This window comes from Stenotrophomonas ginsengisoli (assembly GCF_001431485.1).
Classification (GTDB): Bacteria; Pseudomonadota; Gammaproteobacteria; order Xanthomonadales; family Xanthomonadaceae; genus Stenotrophomonas; species Stenotrophomonas ginsengisoli.
The window spans coordinates 38,464-55,505 of sequence record NZ_LDJM01000017.1; the positions used below are offsets into that span (position 1 = coordinate 38,464).

The 17,042-nt window shown below is 65.7% G+C and carries 19 protein-coding genes and 1 pseudogene; 17 read left to right on the top strand and 3 right to left on the bottom strand.

Annotated features, from left to right (window positions below):
* The first annotated feature begins 22 nt into the window (after positions 1 to 22).
* From ABB30_RS07055 to truD, 8 genes and pseudogenes are all read left to right on the top strand, one after another.
* A complete protein-coding gene (locus ABB30_RS07055) occupies positions 23 to 271 on the top strand; it encodes a hypothetical protein (protein WP_057637603.1) in 249 nt (82 codons plus the stop codon).
* Positions 272 to 396: 125 nt separating this feature from the next.
* The gene (gene pyrG / locus ABB30_RS07060; protein WP_057637604.1) at positions 397 to 2,043 is read left to right on the top strand and encodes a CTP synthase; all 1,647 of its coding nucleotides are present in this window, start codon (positions 397 to 399) and stop codon (positions 2,041 to 2,043) included.
* A gap of 92 nt (positions 2,044 to 2,135) precedes the next feature.
* The gene (kdsA, locus tag ABB30_RS07065) at positions 2,136 to 2,966 is read left to right on the top strand and encodes a 3-deoxy-8-phosphooctulonate synthase (RefSeq protein WP_057637605.1); all 831 of its coding nucleotides are present in this window, start codon (positions 2,136 to 2,138) and stop codon (positions 2,964 to 2,966) included.
* Positions 2,967 to 3,119: 153 nt separating this feature from the next.
* Positions 3,120 to 4,412, top strand: a complete 1,293-nt coding sequence (eno, locus tag ABB30_RS07070) for a phosphopyruvate hydratase (RefSeq protein ID WP_057637606.1) — start codon at positions 3,120 to 3,122, stop codon at positions 4,410 to 4,412.
* A gap of 8 nt (positions 4,413 to 4,420) precedes the next feature.
* The gene (gene ftsB / locus ABB30_RS07075; RefSeq protein ID WP_057637607.1) at positions 4,421 to 4,756 is read left to right on the top strand and encodes a cell division protein FtsB; all 336 of its coding nucleotides are present in this window, start codon (positions 4,421 to 4,423) and stop codon (positions 4,754 to 4,756) included.
* A pseudogene (gene ispD, locus ABB30_RS07080) lies at positions 4,753 to 5,442 on the top strand (2-C-methyl-D-erythritol 4-phosphate cytidylyltransferase); the annotation flags it as partial. The gene ftsB and the pseudogene ispD, both read left to right, overlap by 4 nt.
* Positions 5,443 to 5,485: 43 nt before the next feature.
* A complete protein-coding gene (ispF, locus tag ABB30_RS07085; RefSeq protein WP_057637609.1) occupies positions 5,486 to 5,986 on the top strand; it encodes a 2-C-methyl-D-erythritol 2,4-cyclodiphosphate synthase in 501 nt (166 codons plus the stop codon).
* Positions 5,983 to 7,074: a tRNA pseudouridine(13) synthase TruD gene (truD, locus tag ABB30_RS07090; RefSeq protein ID WP_083489747.1), complete on the top strand. Its 1,092-nt coding sequence runs from the start codon at positions 5,983 to 5,985 to the stop codon at positions 7,072 to 7,074. Before ispF ends, truD begins: the two co-directional genes overlap by 4 nt.
* A gap of 55 nt (positions 7,075 to 7,129) precedes the next feature.
* Here truD and ABB30_RS07095 read toward each other — a convergent pair whose 3' ends face one another.
* Positions 7,130 to 7,675 (bottom strand): Smr/MutS family protein, encoded by a 546-nt coding sequence (locus tag ABB30_RS07095; protein WP_057637610.1) that lies wholly within the window; start codon positions 7,673 to 7,675, stop codon positions 7,130 to 7,132.
* Between the two features lie 84 nt (positions 7,676 to 7,759).
* Between ABB30_RS07095 and surE the strand changes: the two genes are divergently transcribed.
* Genes surE through ABB30_RS07115 form a run of 4 tightly spaced genes read left to right on the top strand, consistent with a single transcriptional unit; the run spans position 7,760 to position 10,750 of the window.
* Entirely contained in the window at positions 7,760 to 8,539 is a 780-nt protein-coding gene (gene surE / locus ABB30_RS07100) for a 5'/3'-nucleotidase SurE (protein ID WP_057637611.1), read from the top strand.
* Between the two features lie 41 nt (positions 8,540 to 8,580).
* Positions 8,581 to 9,222: a protein-L-isoaspartate(D-aspartate) O-methyltransferase gene (locus tag ABB30_RS07105; protein ID WP_057637633.1), complete on the top strand. Its 642-nt coding sequence runs from the start codon at positions 8,581 to 8,583 to the stop codon at positions 9,220 to 9,222.
* 2 nt (positions 9,223 to 9,224) lie between these two features.
* A complete protein-coding gene (locus ABB30_RS07110) occupies positions 9,225 to 9,872 on the top strand; it encodes an exopolysaccharide biosynthesis protein (RefSeq protein WP_057637612.1) in 648 nt (215 codons plus the stop codon).
* A gap of 53 nt (positions 9,873 to 9,925) precedes the next feature.
* Complete coding sequence (locus ABB30_RS07115) at positions 9,926 to 10,750, top strand: peptidoglycan DD-metalloendopeptidase family protein (protein WP_245626445.1); 825 nt, start codon at positions 9,926 to 9,928, stop codon at positions 10,748 to 10,750.
* Between the two features lie 95 nt (positions 10,751 to 10,845).
* Here ABB30_RS07115 and ABB30_RS07120 read toward each other — a convergent pair whose 3' ends face one another.
* Positions 10,846 to 11,220 (bottom strand): Mth938-like domain-containing protein, encoded by a 375-nt coding sequence (locus tag ABB30_RS07120; RefSeq protein WP_057637613.1) that lies wholly within the window; start codon positions 11,218 to 11,220, stop codon positions 10,846 to 10,848.
* Between the two features lie 7 nt (positions 11,221 to 11,227).
* Complete coding sequence (gene yhbY, locus ABB30_RS07125; RefSeq protein ID WP_057637614.1) at positions 11,228 to 11,533, bottom strand: ribosome assembly RNA-binding protein YhbY; 306 nt, start codon at positions 11,531 to 11,533, stop codon at positions 11,228 to 11,230.
* 66 nt (positions 11,534 to 11,599) lie between these two features.
* Between yhbY and rlmE the strand changes: the two genes are divergently transcribed.
* The 5 genes from rlmE to putP all read left to right on the top strand — a co-directional run bounded on the left by rlmE (position 11,600) and on the right by putP (position 17,032).
* Positions 11,600 to 12,229, top strand: coding sequence for a 23S rRNA (uridine(2552)-2'-O)-methyltransferase RlmE (rlmE, locus tag ABB30_RS07130; RefSeq protein WP_057637615.1), 630 nt, complete (start codon positions 11,600 to 11,602; stop codon positions 12,227 to 12,229).
* 54 nt (positions 12,230 to 12,283) lie between these two features.
* Positions 12,284 to 14,221, top strand: coding sequence for an ATP-dependent zinc metalloprotease FtsH (gene ftsH / locus ABB30_RS07135; RefSeq protein ID WP_057637616.1), 1,938 nt, complete (start codon positions 12,284 to 12,286; stop codon positions 14,219 to 14,221).
* 4 nt (positions 14,222 to 14,225) lie between these two features.
* The gene (locus tag ABB30_RS16770; protein ID WP_245626446.1) at positions 14,226 to 14,573 is read left to right on the top strand and encodes a hypothetical protein; all 348 of its coding nucleotides are present in this window, start codon (positions 14,226 to 14,228) and stop codon (positions 14,571 to 14,573) included.
* Positions 14,573 to 15,472: a dihydropteroate synthase gene (gene folP, locus ABB30_RS07145; protein WP_057637617.1), complete on the top strand. Its 900-nt coding sequence runs from the start codon at positions 14,573 to 14,575 to the stop codon at positions 15,470 to 15,472. Before ABB30_RS16770 ends, folP begins: the two co-directional genes overlap by 1 nt.
* A gap of 72 nt (positions 15,473 to 15,544) precedes the next feature.
* Positions 15,545 to 17,032: a sodium/proline symporter PutP gene (gene putP / locus ABB30_RS07150; RefSeq protein ID WP_057637618.1), complete on the top strand. Its 1,488-nt coding sequence runs from the start codon at positions 15,545 to 15,547 to the stop codon at positions 17,030 to 17,032.
* Positions 17,033 to 17,042: the final 10 nt, after the last annotated feature.

Below are 17,042 nucleotides of genomic sequence, written 5' to 3' on the forward strand. Positions count from 1 at the left end.
CCGATCAAAAGGAGTGATTGCCATGAAGCCCCGCACCCTGCTGACTCTTGCCGCCCTTGTGGGCGCCGCTGTCGCCGTCCCGGTGGTACTGGCCAGCAATCCCCCGCCGGCCGCTGCCGGCAAGGCTGACGCCGCGTCGGCCGAAAAGCCCACCGATGATGCCCAAGCCCGCGCCGCCCGTCGCGCTGCTGCCGCTGCCGCGCACCGTGCGCGTGGCGAGCAGGCCCCGCCGCCGCGTGAGGAAGAAGAGGAAACCAAGCGCAAGCCGTAAGGCTTGCTGCCGCTGTCCGTGCGCCCCGACTCGACTCGGGGCGCACTTTTTTTAGTTCCGTCCTCAGTGGCCCTGGTGGCTGCTGGTGCCCTTCACATATTCGTTTCCGGGAGGCTTTAAGCCCCATGACTCCCCTGATTTTTGTTACCGGTGGTGTGGTTTCCTCGCTTGGCAAGGGCATCGCTGCCGCTTCGCTGGCATCCATTCTTGAAGCCCGTGGCCTGAAGGTCACGATGATGAAGCTGGACCCCTACATCAATGTCGATCCGGGCACCATGAGCCCGTTCCAGCACGGTGAGGTGTATGTCACCGATGACGGTGCCGAGACCGACCTGGACCTGGGCCACTACGAGCGTTTCGTGCGTACCCGGTTGAGCCGCAAGAACTCGGTGACCACCGGCCGCATCTACGAGAACGTGATCCGCAAGGAGCGCCGTGGCGACTACCTGGGCGCCACCGTGCAGGTCATCCCGCACATCACCGACGAAATCCGTCGTTGCATCGATGCGGCCACCGAAGGCTTTGACGTGGCCCTGGTGGAGATCGGCGGCACCGTCGGTGACATCGAGTCGCTGCCGTTCCTGGAAGCCATCCGCCAGGTGCGTACCGAGCGCGGCGCCTCCAAGGCGCTGTTCATGCACCTGACCCTGGTGCCGTTCATCGGCGCAGCCGGTGAGCTGAAGACCAAGCCGACCCAGCACTCGGTCAAGGAACTGCGTTCGATCGGCATCCAGCCGGACGTGCTGCTGTGCCGCTCCGAGCATGCCATTCCCGATGGCGAGCGCCGCAAGATCTCGCTGTTCACCAACGTGCCCGAGCGTGCGGTGATCTCGGTGCCGGACGTTGACGTGCTGTACAAGATCCCGATGGGCCTGCACGGCCAGGGCCTGGACGAGATCGTGATCGACCAGCTGGGCCTGCGCGAGAAGGTCGGCCCGGCCGACCTGCACGAGTGGGAGGCGGCCGTTGATGCGACCGTGAACCCGGACGATGCGGTCACCATCGCCGTGGTCGGCAAGTACATCGACCACCAGGACGCCTACAAGTCGGTGGCCGAGGCGCTCAAGCACGGCGGCCTGCGCCAGCGCACCAAGGTCACCCTGAAGTGGCTCGAAGCGCAGGACCTGGAAGGCAGTGACATGTCGGCCCTGGCTGATGTGGACGGCATCCTGGTGCCGGGCGGCTTCGGTGACCGTGGCTTTGAAGGCAAGGTGCTGACCTCCCGCTATGCCCGCGAGAACGGCGTGCCGTACTTCGGCATCTGCTATGGCATGCAGGCCGCGGTGGTGGATTACGCCCGTCACGTGGCCGGCCTGGAAGGAGCCAATTCCACCGAGAACGACCGCCAGTCGGTGCACCCGGTGATCGGCCTGATCACCGAATGGCGCACCGCTACCGGTGAAGTGGAAAAGCGCGACGAGAAGTCCGATCTGGGTGGCACCATGCGCCTGGGCCTGCAGGAGCAGCGCCTGAAGCCGGGCACGCTGGCCCGTGAGCTGTACGGCAAGGATGTGGTGGCTGAACGCCATCGTCACCGCTACGAGTTCAACAATCGCTACCGCACCCAGCTGGAGGATGCCGGCCTGGTGATCGCCGGCAAGTCGATGGATGACACCCTGGTGGAAGTGGTCGAGCTGCCGCGCGCTGCCCATCCGTGGTTCCTGGCCTGCCAGGCGCACCCGGAGTTTCTGTCCACCCCGCGTGACGGCCACCCGCTGTTCATCGGTTTCATCGCTGCCGCGCGCGCCTGCAAGGCCGCCAAGGCTGACTGACCGATCGCCGCCGCCGGCAACAGGCCTTGCTTGTTGCCGGCAGTGCCACCATCTGGCCCAGGTGATGGCGCCAATGCCAATGAGGAAACAACATGAAACTGTGTGGCTTTGAGGTTGGTCTGGACCAGCCGCTGTTCCTGATCGCCGGCCCCTGCGTGATCGAATCGATGCAGCTGCAGCTGGACACCGCCGGCAAGCTGAAGGAAATCACCGGCAAGCTGGGGGTCAACTTCATCTTCAAGTCCAGTTTCGACAAGGCCAACCGCACCTCCGGTACCGCCTTCCGTGGCCCGGGCCTGGAAGAGGGGCTGAAGGTGCTGGCCGAGGTCAAGAAGCAGATCGGCGTGCCGGTGCTCACCGACGTGCACGAATACACCCCGATGGACGAAGTGGCCTCGGTGGTGGACGTGCTGCAGACCCCGGCCTTCCTGGTCCGGCAGACCGACTTCATCAAGAAGGTGTGCGCGGCCGGCAAGCCGGTGAACATCAAGAAGGGCCAGTTCCTGGCACCGTGGGACATGAAGCCGGTGGTGGAGAAGGCCAAGTCCACCGGCAACGAGCAGATCATGGTCTGCGAGCGCGGTGCCAGCTTCGGCTACAACAACCTGGTCAGCGACATGCGCTCGCTGAGCGTCATGCGCGAGACCGGCTGCCCGGTGGTGTTTGATGCCACCCATTCGGTACAGCTGCCGGGCGGGCAGGGCACCAGTTCCGGTGGCCAGCGTGAACACGTACCGGTGCTGGCACGCGCGGCGGTGGCCGTGGGTGTGTCCGGCCTGTTCGCCGAAACCCATCCCAATCCGTGCGAGGCGCTGTCCGACGGCCCCAATGCCTGGCCGCTGGATCGCATGGAGGAACTGCTGGAGACCCTGATGGAGCTCGATGCAGTGACCAAGAAACACGGTTTCTCGCGCTTCGCCTGATCCTGTGGTTTGCAAAAGCGGCGCCTTCGGGTGCCGTTTTTTGTTGTGATGTGCCCGCACGTCCTGTCTGGATTTGGCGCAAAGCCACCGGGCAGGGGATAATTGCCGCCGGCCCGACCGGCCTTCTTCCAAATTGACGGTAACGACCTCGCTATGACCGCTATCCGCAGCATCCACGCCCGTGAAATCCTCGACAGCCGTGGCAACCCCACGCTGGAAGCTGAAGTCACCCTGGCCAACGGCGCCTTCGGCCGCGCGGCCGTGCCGTCCGGTGCTTCCACCGGCACCAAGGAGGCAGTGGAACTGCGCGATGGCGACAAGACCCGTTACCTGGGCAAGGGCGTGCGCAACGCCGTGGACAACGTCAACACCACCATCGCCGCCGCGCTGGCCGGTTTTGACGCCGCCGACCAGGCCGGCCTGGATGCCAGGCTGATTGCCCTGGACGGCACCGAGAACAAGGGCCGCCTGGGCGCCAACGCCCTGCTGGGTGTTTCCATGGCTGCTGCCCACGCCGCTGCTGCCGCTGCCGGCCAGCAGCTGTGGCAATACTTGGCCGGCAAGACCGGCGTTGCTCCGGCCCTGCCGGTGCCGATGATGAACATCATCAATGGCGGCGCGCATGCCGACAACAACGTGGACTTCCAGGAGTTCATGGTGCTGCCGGTCGGTTTTGATTCCTTCTCCGAGTCGCTGCGTGCCGGCACCGAGATCTTCCATTCGCTCAAGAGCGTGCTCAAGGGCCACGGCCTGAGCACTGCGGTGGGCGATGAGGGCGGTTTTGCCCCGGACTTCCGTTCCAACGTCGAAGCCCTGGACACCATCCTGGAAGCCATTGGCAAGGCCGGCTACACCGCCGGCGAGGACATCCTGCTGGGCCTGGACGTGGCCTCCAGCGAGTTCTTCGAAAACGGCAAGTACAACCTGGTCGGCGAGAACAAGCGCCTGACTTCCGAGCAGTTCGTCGACTTCCTGGCGGACTGGACCAACCAATACCCGATCATCACCATCGAAGACGGCCTGGCCGAGAACGACTGGGCCGGCTGGAAGCTGCTGACCGAGCGCATTGGTGGCAAGGTGCAGCTGGTCGGCGACGACCTGTTCGTGACCAACCCGAAGATCTTTGCCGAAGGCATCGAGTCGGGCACCGCCAACGCCATCCTGATCAAGGTCAACCAGATCGGCACCCTGAGCGAGACCCTGGAGGCCATCGCCATGGCCGACCGCAACCAGTATGCGGCCATCGTCTCCCACCGCTCCGGCGAGACCGAAGACACCACCATCGCCGACATCGCCGTGGCCACCACCGCCACCCAGATCAAGACCGGCTCGCTGTGCCGCTCTGACCGTGTGGCCAAGTACAACCAGCTGCTGCGCATCGAGCAGGCGCTGGGTGCCCAGGCCCGCTACGCCGGCCGTGATGCGTTCGTGTCGCTCAAGCGCTGAGACGTGCGATGAGAGACTGGCGATGGCTGCTGCTGGTATTGGCCCTGGTGGTTGGCTTGCTGCAGCATCGCCTCTGGCTTGGCCCGGGCAATTCGGGCCAGGTGCAGGCACTGCAGGCCCAGGTGGATGCGCAAAAGCGCGACAACGAGGGTCTGCAACAGCGCAATGACGCCCTCGCCGCCGAGGTCATGGACCTGAAGGACGGCGAGAGTGCGATCGAAGAGCGTGCCCGCAGCGAGCTGGGCATGATCAAGCCGGGCGAAAAGTTCTATCGCGTGGTTGAATCCAGCGGCCTGCCGCCCGCACAGCCGCAAGCGCCGCTGGCCGGCGGGGTGGGGCAATGAGCGCGGCGATCTGGGTGGTGGTGCCGGCCGCGGGCCGCGGCACCCGTTTTGGGGGGGCGGTGCCCAAGCAATACCTGGATGCCGGTGGCCAGCCGGTGATCGCCCACACCCTGGCGGCACTGCTGGGCAACCCGGTCGTGGCCGGGGTGATGGTGGTGATCGCCGAAAACGATGCCGACTGGCCGGGCTGGACCGCATTGGGCGACAAACCGGTGCTGACCTGCTCCGGTGGGGCCACCCGTGCCGATTCGGTACTGGCCGGCTTGCTGGCCCTGCCCGAGAGTGTGCGCGCCGATGACTTCGTGCTGGTCCATGATGCGGCCCGGCCCAACCTGCGCCAGTCCGACCTGACCCGCCTGCTGGAAGTGGGGCGCGCCGATCCGGTCGGCGGCATCCTTGCCGCGCCGGTGCGCGACACCCTCAAGCGTGCCGGCAATGACGGCGGCATCGATGCCACCGAACCGCGCGAGCGCCTGTGGCGCGCCTTTACCCCGCAGATGTTCCGCCGCCACCAGCTGGTGCGCGCGCTGCAACAAGCCGGTGCTGCCGGTGTGGACGTCACCGATGAGGCCATGGCCATCGAACGGCTGGGCCTGCGCCCGCTGCTGATCGAATGTGCCGAGGACAATTTCAAGGTCACCACCCCGGCCGACCTGGCCCGTTTCGAATTTGAACTTTCCCGCCGCGCCTGATCCCAGCCCGCGTGCGTGTCGCGCCCAGGAGGCTGTGATGAGCAATACCCCTTTCCCGCCGGTCCGTATCGGTACCGGTTATGACGTCCATGCCTTCGGCCCCGGCGATGCCGTGATGCTCGGTGGTGTGGCCGTGCCGCACAGCTGCGGTGTGCTGGCCCACAGTGATGGTGACGTGGTCCTGCACGCCCTGTGTGATGCCATGCTCGGTGCCCTGGCCCTGGGTGATATCGGCCAGCATTTCCCGCCCAGCGATGCACGCTGGAAGGGCGCCGATTCGATGGCCTTCCTGGTCCATTGCAACAGCCTGTTGGCCGAGCGTGGCTGGCAGGTGGGCAATGCCGATGTCACCGTGATCTGCGAGCGGCCCAAGGTCGGCCCGCATGCCCAGGCCATGCGCGAACGCATTGCCAGCGGGCTGGGGATTGCACTGGACCGGGTCAGCGTCAAGGCCACCACCACCGAAAAGCTGGGTTTTACCGGCCGTAGCGAGGGCATTGCCGCGCAGGCGGCCGTATTGCTGGTGGCTGCCCCGTGAGCGATCTTCCGCGTGCTTTTGGCCCTGCGGTGATGCAGGCGGTGCTGCGCAGCAGTGCCGAGGATTTCCAGGTCACCGAGTTGCCGGCCTTTGCCCCCAGTGGCGATGGCGAGCACCTGTTGTTGACCATCGAAAAACGCGGCCAGAACACCGTGCAGGTGGCCAAGTGGCTGGCACAGTGGGCTGGCGTGGGCGAAATGGCGGTCAGCTATGCCGGTCAGAAGGACCGTCATGCCCTGACCGTGCAGCGCTTTTCGGTACATCTGCCGGGCAAGGATTCGCCGGACCCGGCCAGCTTCGCCCCGGAAGGTGTACGTGTGCTGGAAGCGGCGCGGCACAACCGCAAGCTGCAGCGCGGTGCGCTGACCGGCAACCGTTTCACCTTGGTGTTGCGCCAGGTGCAGGGTGAGCGTGCAGTTATCCAGACGCGTTTGGAGCAGATCGCTGCCCGCGGCCTGCCCAACTGGTTCGGCGAGCAGCGTTTCGGCCACGGTGGCGGCAATATCGGCCAGGCCCTGGCCATGTTTGCCGGGCGCCGGGTGCGTCGTGACCAGCGTTCGATCCTGCTCTCGGCAGCCCGCTCGCAGTTGTTCAACCAGGTGCTGGCCGCCCGCGTGGCTGCCGGCAACTGGGACAGCGCGCTGGAAGGCGAGGTCTGGCAGCTCAATGGCAGCCGCAGCGTGTTCGGTCCGGAGGAGTTCACGTCGGCATTGGCCGAGCGTCTGGCCGGTTTCGACATCCATCCTTCGGCCCCGTTGTGGGGTGAGGGCGAGCTGCGCAGCAGCGGTGCCGCTCGTGAACTGGAAGAGCAGGCCCTGGCTGACGAGGTGGCCCTGCGTCTGCGCGCCGGGCTGGAAAAGGCCGAGTTGCGCCAGGAGCGACGCTCCTTGCGGTTGAAGCCGGACGGTTTGTCCTGGCAATGGTTGGGCGAGGATGTGTTGCAGCTGCGCTTTGCCCTGCCGCCGGGCTGCTATGCCACCGCTCTGGTGCACGAGCTGGGCGAGGCGGTGGATGCCGGCCAGGCCGCGCGTGCGCGGACCCCGCTTGCCGGCAATGCCGATGAGGCAGTGGACACGCCGGCGGGCTGATCGCCGCGGGTGTGCGCAAGCACCCGCCTGCCGGTGATTGTCGCAGGTGGTGTTGCTATTGCCGGGCCAGCAGTACCAGGACCGCACCGGTGCCGCCCTGGTTGGCCGGGGCCGAATGGAAGGCCAGGACATCGGCGCGCAGGCGCAGCAGGCGGTCCACCAAGTTCTTCAGCACCGGGGCGCCGCCATCGGCCTGCAGGCCCTTGCCGTGGATGATGCGCACACAGCCATAGTCATGCGCATGCGCCTCGATCAGGAACTGGCGCAACAGGCGCTCGCCCTGGGCGGCACTGGCGCCGTGCAGGTCCAGCTCGTCCTGCACCGAATACTGGCCCTTGCGCAGGCGTTGCAGGGTGCGGTTGGGCAGGCTGTCGCGCCGGTAGCTGAGCACGTCGCCGCCTTCCACCGGCAAGGCGGACTGCAGCAGGCGGGCAAATTCGCCGCGCGCCAGCGCCTCGTCCTGCTCGGCCATGCGTGCGCGTGGCTTGGGACGGGGGCGTTGCTGGGCAGGGATCGACGGTGATTGCTCGGGCAACGGCGTCACTTCGCCGATCGCCCAGCGGAACAGGGCCGCCGGATCCTCATCATCTTCGGGAAACATGGCACACAGCCTACCTGAGCAGGGCAATCAAGCAAGCACGGGGGCAGTTGGGCCGTTATCATGGGGTGGTAATCGAGGAACCCCATGCGCGTATTAGTTTCCAACGACGATGGTGTCGATGCCGAAGGCATCGCTGTACTGGCCAGCCACCTGCGCCAGGCCGGACACGAAGTGACCGTGGTGGCGCCGGATCGCGACCGTTCGGGTGCCAGCAATTCGCTGACCCTGGACCTGCCGATCCGCGTGCGCCGGGTCGACCCGCACACCTATGCGGTGGCAGGCACGCCGACCGACTGCGTCCACCTGGCCCTGACCGGCCTGCTGGAGCAGGAGCCGGACATCGTGGTGTCCGGCATCAACAATGCGGCCAACCTCGGCGATGACGTGATCTATTCGGGCACCGTGTCGGCGGCGATGGAAGGGCGTTTCCTCGGCCTGCCGGCCGTGGCCGTGTCCCTGGTCAGCCGCAACCACCAGCCCCAGCATTTTGAAACCGCAGCCCGCGCCGCCGTGCAAATCGTGGCCCGCCTGGTGGCCGATCCGCTGCCCAGCGACACCATCCTCAATGTCAACGTGCCCGACCTGCCGTACGAGCAGTTGCGCGGTTTCGAGGTCGGCCGGCTGGGCAACCGCCACCGCGCCCAGGGCTGTGTGCCGCATACCGACCCGCGCGGCAATGTCGTGTACTGGATCGGCCTGGCCGGCGCGGAGGCCGATGCCGGCCCGGGAACCGATTTCCACAGCGTGCGCAGCGGCCATGTGGCCATCACCCCGATCCATGTCGACCTGACCCGTTTCCAGTCACTGGAAAAGGTGGCCGGCTGGGTCAGCGGGCTGGATGCGTCGCTGGAGGTGGCGCAGTGAAGGCAGCGTTCCGTTTGCCGGCGCAGGCCGCCGGCATCGGCATGACCTCCCAGCGCGTGCGCGACCGTCTGGTCGAGCGCCTGCGCGAGAACGGGATCAGTGACGAGGCCACCCTGGAGGCGATCCGGCTGGTGCCGCGGCACCTGTTCATCGACGAGGCGCTGGCCAGCCGTGCCTACGAGGACACCGCCCTGCCGATCGGCCATGGCCAGACCATCTCCCAGCCCTGGGTGGTGGCACGCATGACCCAGGCGGTACAGCAGGTGGCGCCACGCAAGGTACTGGAAGTGGGGACCGGCTCGGGCTACCAGGCCGCGGTGCTGGCCGCGCTGGGCATGGAGGTCCACACCGTGGAGCGTATCGGTGACCTGCTGCGGCAGGCGCGCAAGCGTTTCCGCTCGCTCGGTATCGAAGTGCGCAGCAAGCACGATGACGGCCATCTGGGCTGGGCCGAGCATGGCCCGTTCGACGCCATCGTGGTCACCGCCGCTGCTGCAGCGCCGGCCCTGGTGGATGGCCTGGTCGACCAGCTGGCCGTGGGTGGTCGACTGGTTGCACCGGTGGCCGGCGCGGGCAATGCCCAGTCGTTGCTGCAGATCACCCGCCTGGCCGATGGTCAGCTGGAACAACAGGTACTGGCACCGGTGACCTTTGTCCCATTGCTGGCGGGATTGCTGGATTGAACATGACCGATCAAACAAACAATGCCGCCGGCGAAGGTTCGCTGGGGCAGCAGGTGGCGCGGCTGATCGACGAGCTGCCGGCTGACTTCCTGCGCCTGGACGAGCTGCTCAAGCGCGTGGGCGATGAAGGCCTGCTGCTGCTCACGGTGATGATGACCCTGGTGTTCCTGATCCCGGTGTCCATTCCCGGGGTGAGTACGGTGTTTGGAGGGGCGATCCTGCTGATAGGCATCAGCCGGGTCAGCGGTCGGCCGCTGTGGTTGCCGCAGCGTCTGGCCCAGCGTCCGCTGGCCACCGAAAAACTGCGCCCGGCACTCAATCGTGGCTTGGTATGGATCGGCCGGCTCGAGCGCATCAGTCGCCCGCAGCGCCTGCCGCAACTGGCCAATGGGCGCGTGATGGAGCTGTTCAACAACCTGTGCTTCATTGCCGCCGCGCTGCTGTTGATGGCGCCGTTCGGCTTCATTCCGTTCAGCAACACCATTCCCGGCCTGGCCTTGCTGCTGTACGCCATCGGCATGATCCAGCGTGACGGTGGTGCGATTGCGCTGGGTCACCTGGCCAACATCGCCACTGTTGTCTACTTCAGCTTCCTCATCGGCGGCGGTGGTGCAGCCGTGCACGGGCTGTGGCAACATTTTTCAGGTTGATCGAGCGCGGTCCGGCACAGCCGGTCCGGCTTGATGTATCCAGGAGCAACAACATGATCGAAGCGAACCGCAGCAAGCGGTTGCAATGGATGGCTGGCTCGATGCTGGCTGCGGCAATGCTCAGTGCCTGCGGCACGGCGACCGTGCGCCCGTATCCGGGCCAGAGCAGCAGTGGCAGCAGTGCCGCCGCTTCCAGTGTGCCGGTACGTTCGGTGGCCAAGCCCGGGCAGACGGTGACCATCCGCAAGGGCGACACGGTGTATGCGCTGGCACGCATCCATTCCATCACCCCGGCTGACCTGATTGCCTGGAACAACCTGAGCAATCCGTCCAACATCCACCCGGGGCAGGTGTTGCGCCTGTACCCGGGCACGGCCTCCAGTGGCAGCACGGCCACTGCCTCGCGCCCGGCCACTGCCGGTACCTCGGGCAGCAGCACCGGCAGCACGGCAGCGACGCGTCCGGCCACCACGCCGGCAGCGTCCACCACGACCCCGGCCATTTCCGGCATCAGCTGGCGCTGGCCGGCCGATGGTGCGCTGGTGGGGCGTTTCGTCAACGGTGATGCCACCAAGCAGGGCGTGGACATTGCCGGTGCCAGTGGCGATGACGTGCGCGCTGCGGCCGCAGGCACGGTGGTGTATTCCGGTGCCGGCCTGGTCGGTTACGGCGAGCTGATCATCATCAAGCACAACGACCAGTGGCTCAGCGCCTATGGCCACAACCGCAAGCGCCTGGTCAACGAAGGCCAAAGCGTGCGTGCCGGCGACAAGATTGCCGAAATGGGCCGTACCAGTGCCGCCCGTGACATGCTGCACTTTGAAATCCGCCACAACGGCAAGCCGGTGGATCCGCTGCAGTACCTGCCGCGCCGTTGAGACCCTTGCCGCGGTTATGGTCCAGCAAAAAGCCCGGCTCAGGCCGGGCTTTTTGCTGGATGCAGGGCAGCGCACGCGCCGGCGCCGGCTCAGGATCAACCGGGCAGGATCAACGCGGTGACCACCTTGCGTGCCTCGCTGGCCAGCACGTTGTAGGTGCGTGCGGCCGAGGCGTTGTTCATCACTTCAATGCCGACGCCGCGCGACAGGCAGTAGGCCATCACCGCCGCCGGCGGGAACACCTGGTCCTGTCCGGTGCCCAGGATCAGCACGCTCGGGCCCATGGCCAGCAGCGGCTGCAGGTCCTCCTCGCGCAGGGCGCGCGCATCGCTGACCGCCCAGCTTTCCAGCAGCTGGTCCGGGGCAACGGCGAAACTGGCGGTGAGCACGCGATCATTGACCTTGGCGCGCTGGCCATCGGCCGCACGCAGGGCATAGGTGTAATCGGGACGGTCGTGGCTGAAATGCATGGAGGGCTCAGCCGCGCGGCAGGACGATCTGACGCTTGTCCTTGCTCGGACGGTACAGCACCACGGTGTGGCCAATATGCTGGACCAGGGCGGCATTGCTGCCTTCCACGATCACGGCAATCAGTTCCTTGCGGCTGTCACGGTCTTCGGCGGCAACCTTGACCTTGATCAGTTCGTGCTGCTCCAGGGCAAGGTCCAGCTCGGCAAGAAACGCCTCGCTGACACCCTTGCCTCCGGTCTGGAGCAGAGCCTTCAGATCATGGGCCTGGCCACGGAGGAAACGGGTTTGGGCGGAGGTAAGCTGGATGGACATGCAGTAATGACAGGTTGCTAGGGACGATCAGGGTATCATGGCCGCCCCGAACCTCCGTATTGCCCGATGTCGCGCAGTCAAAGTAGCCAACGCTGGTTGAAAGAGCATTTTTCCGACCCCTTCGTGAAGAAGGCCCAGGCCGAGGGCATGCGCTCGCGTGCCGCCTACAAGCTTGAAGAACTCTTGCAACGTGACCGCTTGCTGAAGCCGGGCATGGTGGTGGTCGACCTTGGGGCTGCCCCGGGTGGCTGGTCGCAGCAGGTGCGCCGGCAGATGGGCGACAAGGGTCGTGTGTTTGCCCTGGACATCCTGGACATGCCGCCGCTGGCCGGGGTGGACTTCCTGCACGGGGATTTCCGTGATGAACAGGTGCTGGCTACCTTTGAGGGCATGCTCGACGGTGCGGCCGTGGACCTTGTGTTGTCCGACATGGCCCCCAATAAGAGTGGTGTGGATGCGGTTGACCAGCCGCGCATGATGTATCTGGCTGAACTTGCTCTGGATTTTGCCGACAACCACCTCAAGACCGGTGGCGCGTTCCTGATCAAGCTGTTCCACGGTGAAGGGTTTGACGATTACGTGAAGGAAATGCGCCGCCGTTACGACAAGGTGGTCATCCGCAAGCCTGAAGCCTCGCGTAAGCGTTCGCCGGAAGTCTATGCGTTGGGCCAAGGCAAGCGTGCCCAGATCAAGTAAGCTCGAACCAATGACCCAGCGTCACGATTTGAAGGGAAACCGGAGCCAATGAGGATGAACGACGTGACCAGAAATTTGCTGTTGTGGGTGGTCGTCGCCGTCGTCCTGATGGTGGTGTTCCAGAGTTTTTCGCCGCGTGCCGGTGGCGCCGGTGCGTCGATGCCGACCTATTCGCAGTTCCTGGACGAGGTCGATGCCGGCAACGTGCAGCAGGTCACCATCAGTGGTGACGCGCGTGAAATCAGCTACACCTCGCGCAGTGGTGCCACCCGCACCACGGTCAATGCGCCGTTCGATCGTGATCTGATCAACGTGCTGCGCGCCAAGAAGGTGGACATCGTGCAGGAGCCGGCCGCTGGCCCGGGCTTCTGGTCGCTGGTGCTCAACTTCCTGCCGGTGCTGCTGTTGATCGGCTTCTGGATCTTCATGATGCGTCAGATGCAGGGCGGTGGCGGGGCCGGCAAGGGCGCCATGTCCTTCGGCAAGTCACGCGCCAAGCTGCAGAGCGAGGATCAGGTCAAGGTCACCTTTGCCGACGTTGCCGGTTGCGACGAGGCCAAGGAGGAAGTCGGCGAGCTGGTCGAGTTCCTGCGTGACCCGTCCCGCTTCACCAAGCTGGGCGGCAAGATTCCGCGCGGCGTATTGATGGTGGGCCCGCCGGGTACCGGCAAGACCCTGCTGGCCAAGGCGATTGCCGGCGAGGCCAAGGTGCCTTTCTTCTCGATCTCCGGTTCGGACTTCGTGGAAATGTTCGTCGGTGTCGGTGCCAGCCGTGTGCGCGACATGTTCGAGCAGGCCAAGAAGCACGCCCCGTGCATCATCTTCATCGATGAAATCGATGCCGTCGGCCGTCACCGCGGTTCCGGTACCGGCGGTGGCAATGACGAACGCGAGCAGACCCTGAACCAGATGCTGGTGGAAATGGACGGCTTCGAAGGCGGGGAGGGCGTGATCGTGATCGCTGCCACCAACCGTCCGGATGTGCTGGACAAGGCCCTGCTGCGCCCGGGCCGTTTCGACCGCCAGGTGATGGTCAGCCTGCCCGACATCAAGGGTCGCGAGCAGATCCTCAAGGTCCACATGCGCAAGATTCCGGCCGCCGATGACGTGCGGGTGGAAGTGCTGGCACGCGGTACCCCGGGCTTCTCCGGTGCCGACCTGGCCAATCTGGTCAATGAGGCCGCGCTGTTTGCCGCCCGTCGTGGCAAGAGCGAAGTCGACATGAAGGACTTCGAGGACGCCAAGGACAAGATCTACATGGGTCCGGAGCGCCGCTCGATGGTCATGCGCGAGGAAGAGCGCAAGGCCACGGCCTACCATGAATCCGGCCATGCGGTGGTGGCGATGTCCCTGCCCAAGGCCGACCCGGTGCACAAGGTCACCATCATGCCGCGTGGCTGGGCTCTGGGCTTGACCTGGCAGCTGCCCGAGCACGACTCCTTCAGCAAGTACAAGGACCGCATGCTCGAGGAGCTGGCGATCCTGTTCGGTGGCCGCATCGCCGAGGAGATCTTTGTCGGCCAGGTGTCCACCGGTGCTTCCAACGACTTCGAACGCGCCACCAAGATGGCCCGTGCGATGGTCACCAAGTACGGTATGAGCGATGTGCTGGGCACCATGGTGTACGCCGATGAGGAAGGTGGCTACGGCATTGCCAGCCGCACCATCTCCGAAGCGACCCAGCAGAAGGTGGATGCCGAGATCCGTCGCATCCTCGATGAGCAGTACGCGGTTGCCTACAAGATCCTGGACGAGAAGCGCAGCGTGGTCGAAGCCATGACCGCCGCGCTGATGGACTGGGAAACCATCGATGCCGAGCAGGTCAAGGCACTGATGGAAGGCCGTGAGCCGGCTCCGCCGGCCGGCTGGGTCAAGCCCAATGACAGCGGCAAGAGCGATGACGGTGGCCCGCAGGCCGGTGAGGCTGTCAGTGACGGTGCGCCGGATCCGGCACCGACGCCGGTGGCTGAGCAACCCGCCGGGCAGCACTGAAGAAGTGATGATGTGGAAAAGGGCCGGCATTGCCGGCCCTTTTTCATGCATGCCGTTTGGTGCGGGCCGTCCCTTGCCAGGCTGCGCGGGTGCAGCCGGCCGCCGCCTGGGCGACAATGCCGGCATTGATTTCTGCCATGCCGAGTATTGCCCCATGTCCACGCCGACGCCGCCGACCCCGATCAATCACACTGCCGAGATGGTCATCGGTACCATTTTCGGGGTCATGTACGGCCTGAAGAATGATGATTACCTGACCGGCATCTTCGTCGGCGTGGTCGCTGGTGTGGTGCTCAGTGTGTTGCACACCTGGATCGCGGTGCGCCGTCGCAAGCGCGGGGATGAGTCCTGATGTTTGATACCCGCGCCAGCCTGCGCTGCGGCAGTCGTCAGCTGTATCTGGACCGGCCGCAGGTGATGGGCGTGCTCAACCTGACTCCGGATTCGTTCTCCGATGGTGGCCAGTACGACGGTCTGGAGGCTGCCTTGGCCCATGCCCGGCAGATGCTCGCCGAAGGGGCGAGCATCATTGATGTGGGGGGAGAGTCCACCCGGCCCGGTGCCAGTGCGGTCAGTGCGGACGATGAGATTGCCCGCGTCGTGCCGGTGATCCAGCAGCTGGCGGCCAGCAGTGATGCGGTGGTCAGTGTGGATACCTTCAAGCCGGAGGTGATGGCCGCGGCCATTGCCGCCGGGGCGCACATGATCAATGACATCCAGGCCCTGCAGCAGCCCGGTGCGCTGGAGGTGGTGGCCGGCAGCGAGGTGGCGGTGGTGCTGATGCACGCGGTCGGCGGCCCGTACGACGCCGGGCAACCGGCCGACTATGCCGATGTGGTCGAGCAGGTGCATGGTTTCCTGGCCCAGCGGGTGCTGGCATGCGAGTTCTCCGGGATCGACCGGCAGCGCCTGGTGCTCGACCCGGGCTACGGCTTCAACAAGGACAGCGTGCAGAACTTCCAGCTGCTGGCCGGGCAGTGCGCCCTGCGTGGGCTTGGCCTGCCGCTGCTGGCCGGGCTGTCACGCAAGCGCTGCATCGGTGAGGCCACCGGGCGCGGGCAGGCGGCCGAACGGGTCCATGGTTCACTGGCGGCGCATCTGGTGGCCGTGCAGAACGGCGCGGCGATCGTGCGTGTGCATGATGTTGCCGCCACCGTGGACGGGTTGCGCGTGTGGGAGCGCATCGCCGCCGCCGCTCCTCGCACGTCTGTGCCGGATTCGGCAAAGCCGGCGTGGCCCGATGAATTTTGAGTGCGCGCTGTTGCTGGCTTGTCAGTGATTGTTTAGCGTGCAGTCATTGTCCTGGTTTCCGAACGCGTGCTCATGACTGTCAGTACCCCGCTGCTCGTAACGTTTCTGGCCTACCTGCTGGTGATGATTGTCATTGGTTTGTGGGCGTGGTGGCAGACCAGGAGTTTTGACGACTACATCCTCGGCGGGCGCTCGCTCGGCCCGGTAGTGACCGCACTGAGTGCCGGTGCCTCGGACATGAGTGGCTGGCTGCTGATGGGCCTGCCCGGTGCGCTGTATGCCACCGGCCTGGCCGAGGCCTGGATTGCCATCGGTCTGTGCATCGGCCAGTACCTGAACTGGCGCCTGATCGCCGGCCCGCTGCGCGTGTACACCGAGCGCACCAACAACGCGCTGACCCTGCCGGACTTCTTCACCCATCGTTTTGACGACAAGGCGCGGGTGCTGCGGGTGCTCTCGGCGCTGGTGATCCTGGTGTTCTTCGCCGTGTACTGCGCCTCGGGTGTGGTGGCCGGCGCGCGCCTGTTCGAACAGGTCTTCGGCATCGATTACAGCACCGCGCTGTGGATGGGGGCGGTGGCCACGATCGCCTATACCCTGATTGGCGGCTTCCTGGCGGTGAGCTGGACCGACACGGTCCAGGCCACCCTGATGATCTTTGCCCTGGTGCTGACCCCGGTGATGGTCGCCATCGGCGCCGGTGGCCTGGATGCAGCCACCCTGGCCATCGAGCAGGTCGACCCGCAGCGTCTGTCCTGGGTCGGTGCTGGCGGCATGGTGGCGGTGATCTCGGCCCTGGCATGGGGCCTGGGTTATGTCGGCCAGCCGCACATCCTGGCCCGCTTCATGGCCGCCGACAGCATCAAGACGATCCCGGCCGCACGCCGTATCGGCATGGTCTGGATGATCGCCTGCCTGGGCGGCGCGATCGCCGTGGGCATGTTCGGCATCGCTTACTACGCCCAGCACCCGGAACTGGCCGGCCCGGTCAATGCCAACCCGGAGCGTGTATTCATGGCCCTGGCCGGTGACCTGTTCAACCCGTGGATTGCCGGTGTGCTGCTTTCGGCCATCCTGGCCGCGGTGATGAGCACCCTGTCGTGCCAGTTGCTGGTGTGTTCCTCGGCGTTGACCGAAGACTTCTACCGCGGCTTCCTGCGCCCCAAGGCCAGCCAGCGCGAGCTGGTCTGGGTGGGGCGGGGCATGGTCGGGGCGGTGGCCCTGCTGGCCATCTTCATTGCGCGTGATCCGGACAGCCGCGTGCTCGGCCTGGTCAGCTATGCCTGGGCCGGCTTCGGTGCCGCCTTCGGCCCGGTGGTGATGCTGGCCCTGTTCTGGGAGCGGATGACCCGCAACGGCGCAGTGGCCGGCATCCTCGCCGGTGCCCTGACCGTGGTGCTGTGGAAGTACACTGGCAGTGCCCTGTATGAGATCGTGCCCGGCTTCATCGCCTGCACCGTGGCCATCGTTGTGGTCTCGCTGCTGGGCAAGGCGCCGGCGCCGGCAGTCGTGGCCACCCACAAGGCGGTACACGACGAGCTGCGCCAGCACGGTTACTGATTGCAGTCTG

Excerpts from the sequence above, each read along its gene's own strand:
- ABB30_RS07055 (WP_057637603.1), top strand. The coding sequence starts at position 23 with ATGAAGCCCCGCACCCTGCTGACTCTTGCCGCCCTTGTGGGCGCCGCT.
- pyrG (WP_057637604.1), top strand. The coding sequence starts at position 397 with ATGACTCCCCTGATTTTTGTTACCGGTGGTGTGGTTTCCTCGCTTGGC.
- kdsA (WP_057637605.1), top strand. The coding sequence starts at position 2,136 with ATGAAACTGTGTGGCTTTGAGGTTGGTCTGGACCAGCCGCTGTTCCTG.
- eno (WP_057637606.1), top strand. The coding sequence starts at position 3,120 with ATGACCGCTATCCGCAGCATCCACGCCCGTGAAATCCTCGACAGCCGT.
- ftsB (WP_057637607.1), top strand. The coding sequence starts at position 4,421 with ATGAGAGACTGGCGATGGCTGCTGCTGGTATTGGCCCTGGTGGTTGGC.
- ispF (WP_057637609.1), top strand. The coding sequence starts at position 5,486 with ATGAGCAATACCCCTTTCCCGCCGGTCCGTATCGGTACCGGTTATGAC.
- ABB30_RS07095 (WP_057637610.1), bottom strand. The coding sequence starts at position 7,675 with ATGTTTCCCGAAGATGATGAGGATCCGGCGGCCCTGTTCCGCTGGGCG.
- surE (WP_057637611.1), top strand. The coding sequence starts at position 7,760 with ATGCGCGTATTAGTTTCCAACGACGATGGTGTCGATGCCGAAGGCATC.
- ABB30_RS07105 (WP_057637633.1), top strand. The coding sequence starts at position 8,581 with ATGACCTCCCAGCGCGTGCGCGACCGTCTGGTCGAGCGCCTGCGCGAG.
- ABB30_RS07110 (WP_057637612.1), top strand. The coding sequence starts at position 9,225 with ATGACCGATCAAACAAACAATGCCGCCGGCGAAGGTTCGCTGGGGCAG.
- ABB30_RS07115 (WP_245626445.1), top strand. The coding sequence starts at position 9,926 with ATGATCGAAGCGAACCGCAGCAAGCGGTTGCAATGGATGGCTGGCTCG.
- ABB30_RS07120 (WP_057637613.1), bottom strand. The coding sequence starts at position 11,220 with ATGCATTTCAGCCACGACCGTCCCGATTACACCTATGCCCTGCGTGCG.
- yhbY (WP_057637614.1), bottom strand. The coding sequence starts at position 11,533 with ATGTCCATCCAGCTTACCTCCGCCCAAACCCGTTTCCTCCGTGGCCAG.
- rlmE (WP_057637615.1), top strand. The coding sequence starts at position 11,600 with ATGTCGCGCAGTCAAAGTAGCCAACGCTGGTTGAAAGAGCATTTTTCC.
- ftsH (WP_057637616.1), top strand. The coding sequence starts at position 12,284 with ATGAACGACGTGACCAGAAATTTGCTGTTGTGGGTGGTCGTCGCCGTC.
- folP (WP_057637617.1), top strand. The coding sequence starts at position 14,573 with ATGTTTGATACCCGCGCCAGCCTGCGCTGCGGCAGTCGTCAGCTGTAT.
- putP (WP_057637618.1), top strand. The coding sequence starts at position 15,545 with ATGACTGTCAGTACCCCGCTGCTCGTAACGTTTCTGGCCTACCTGCTG.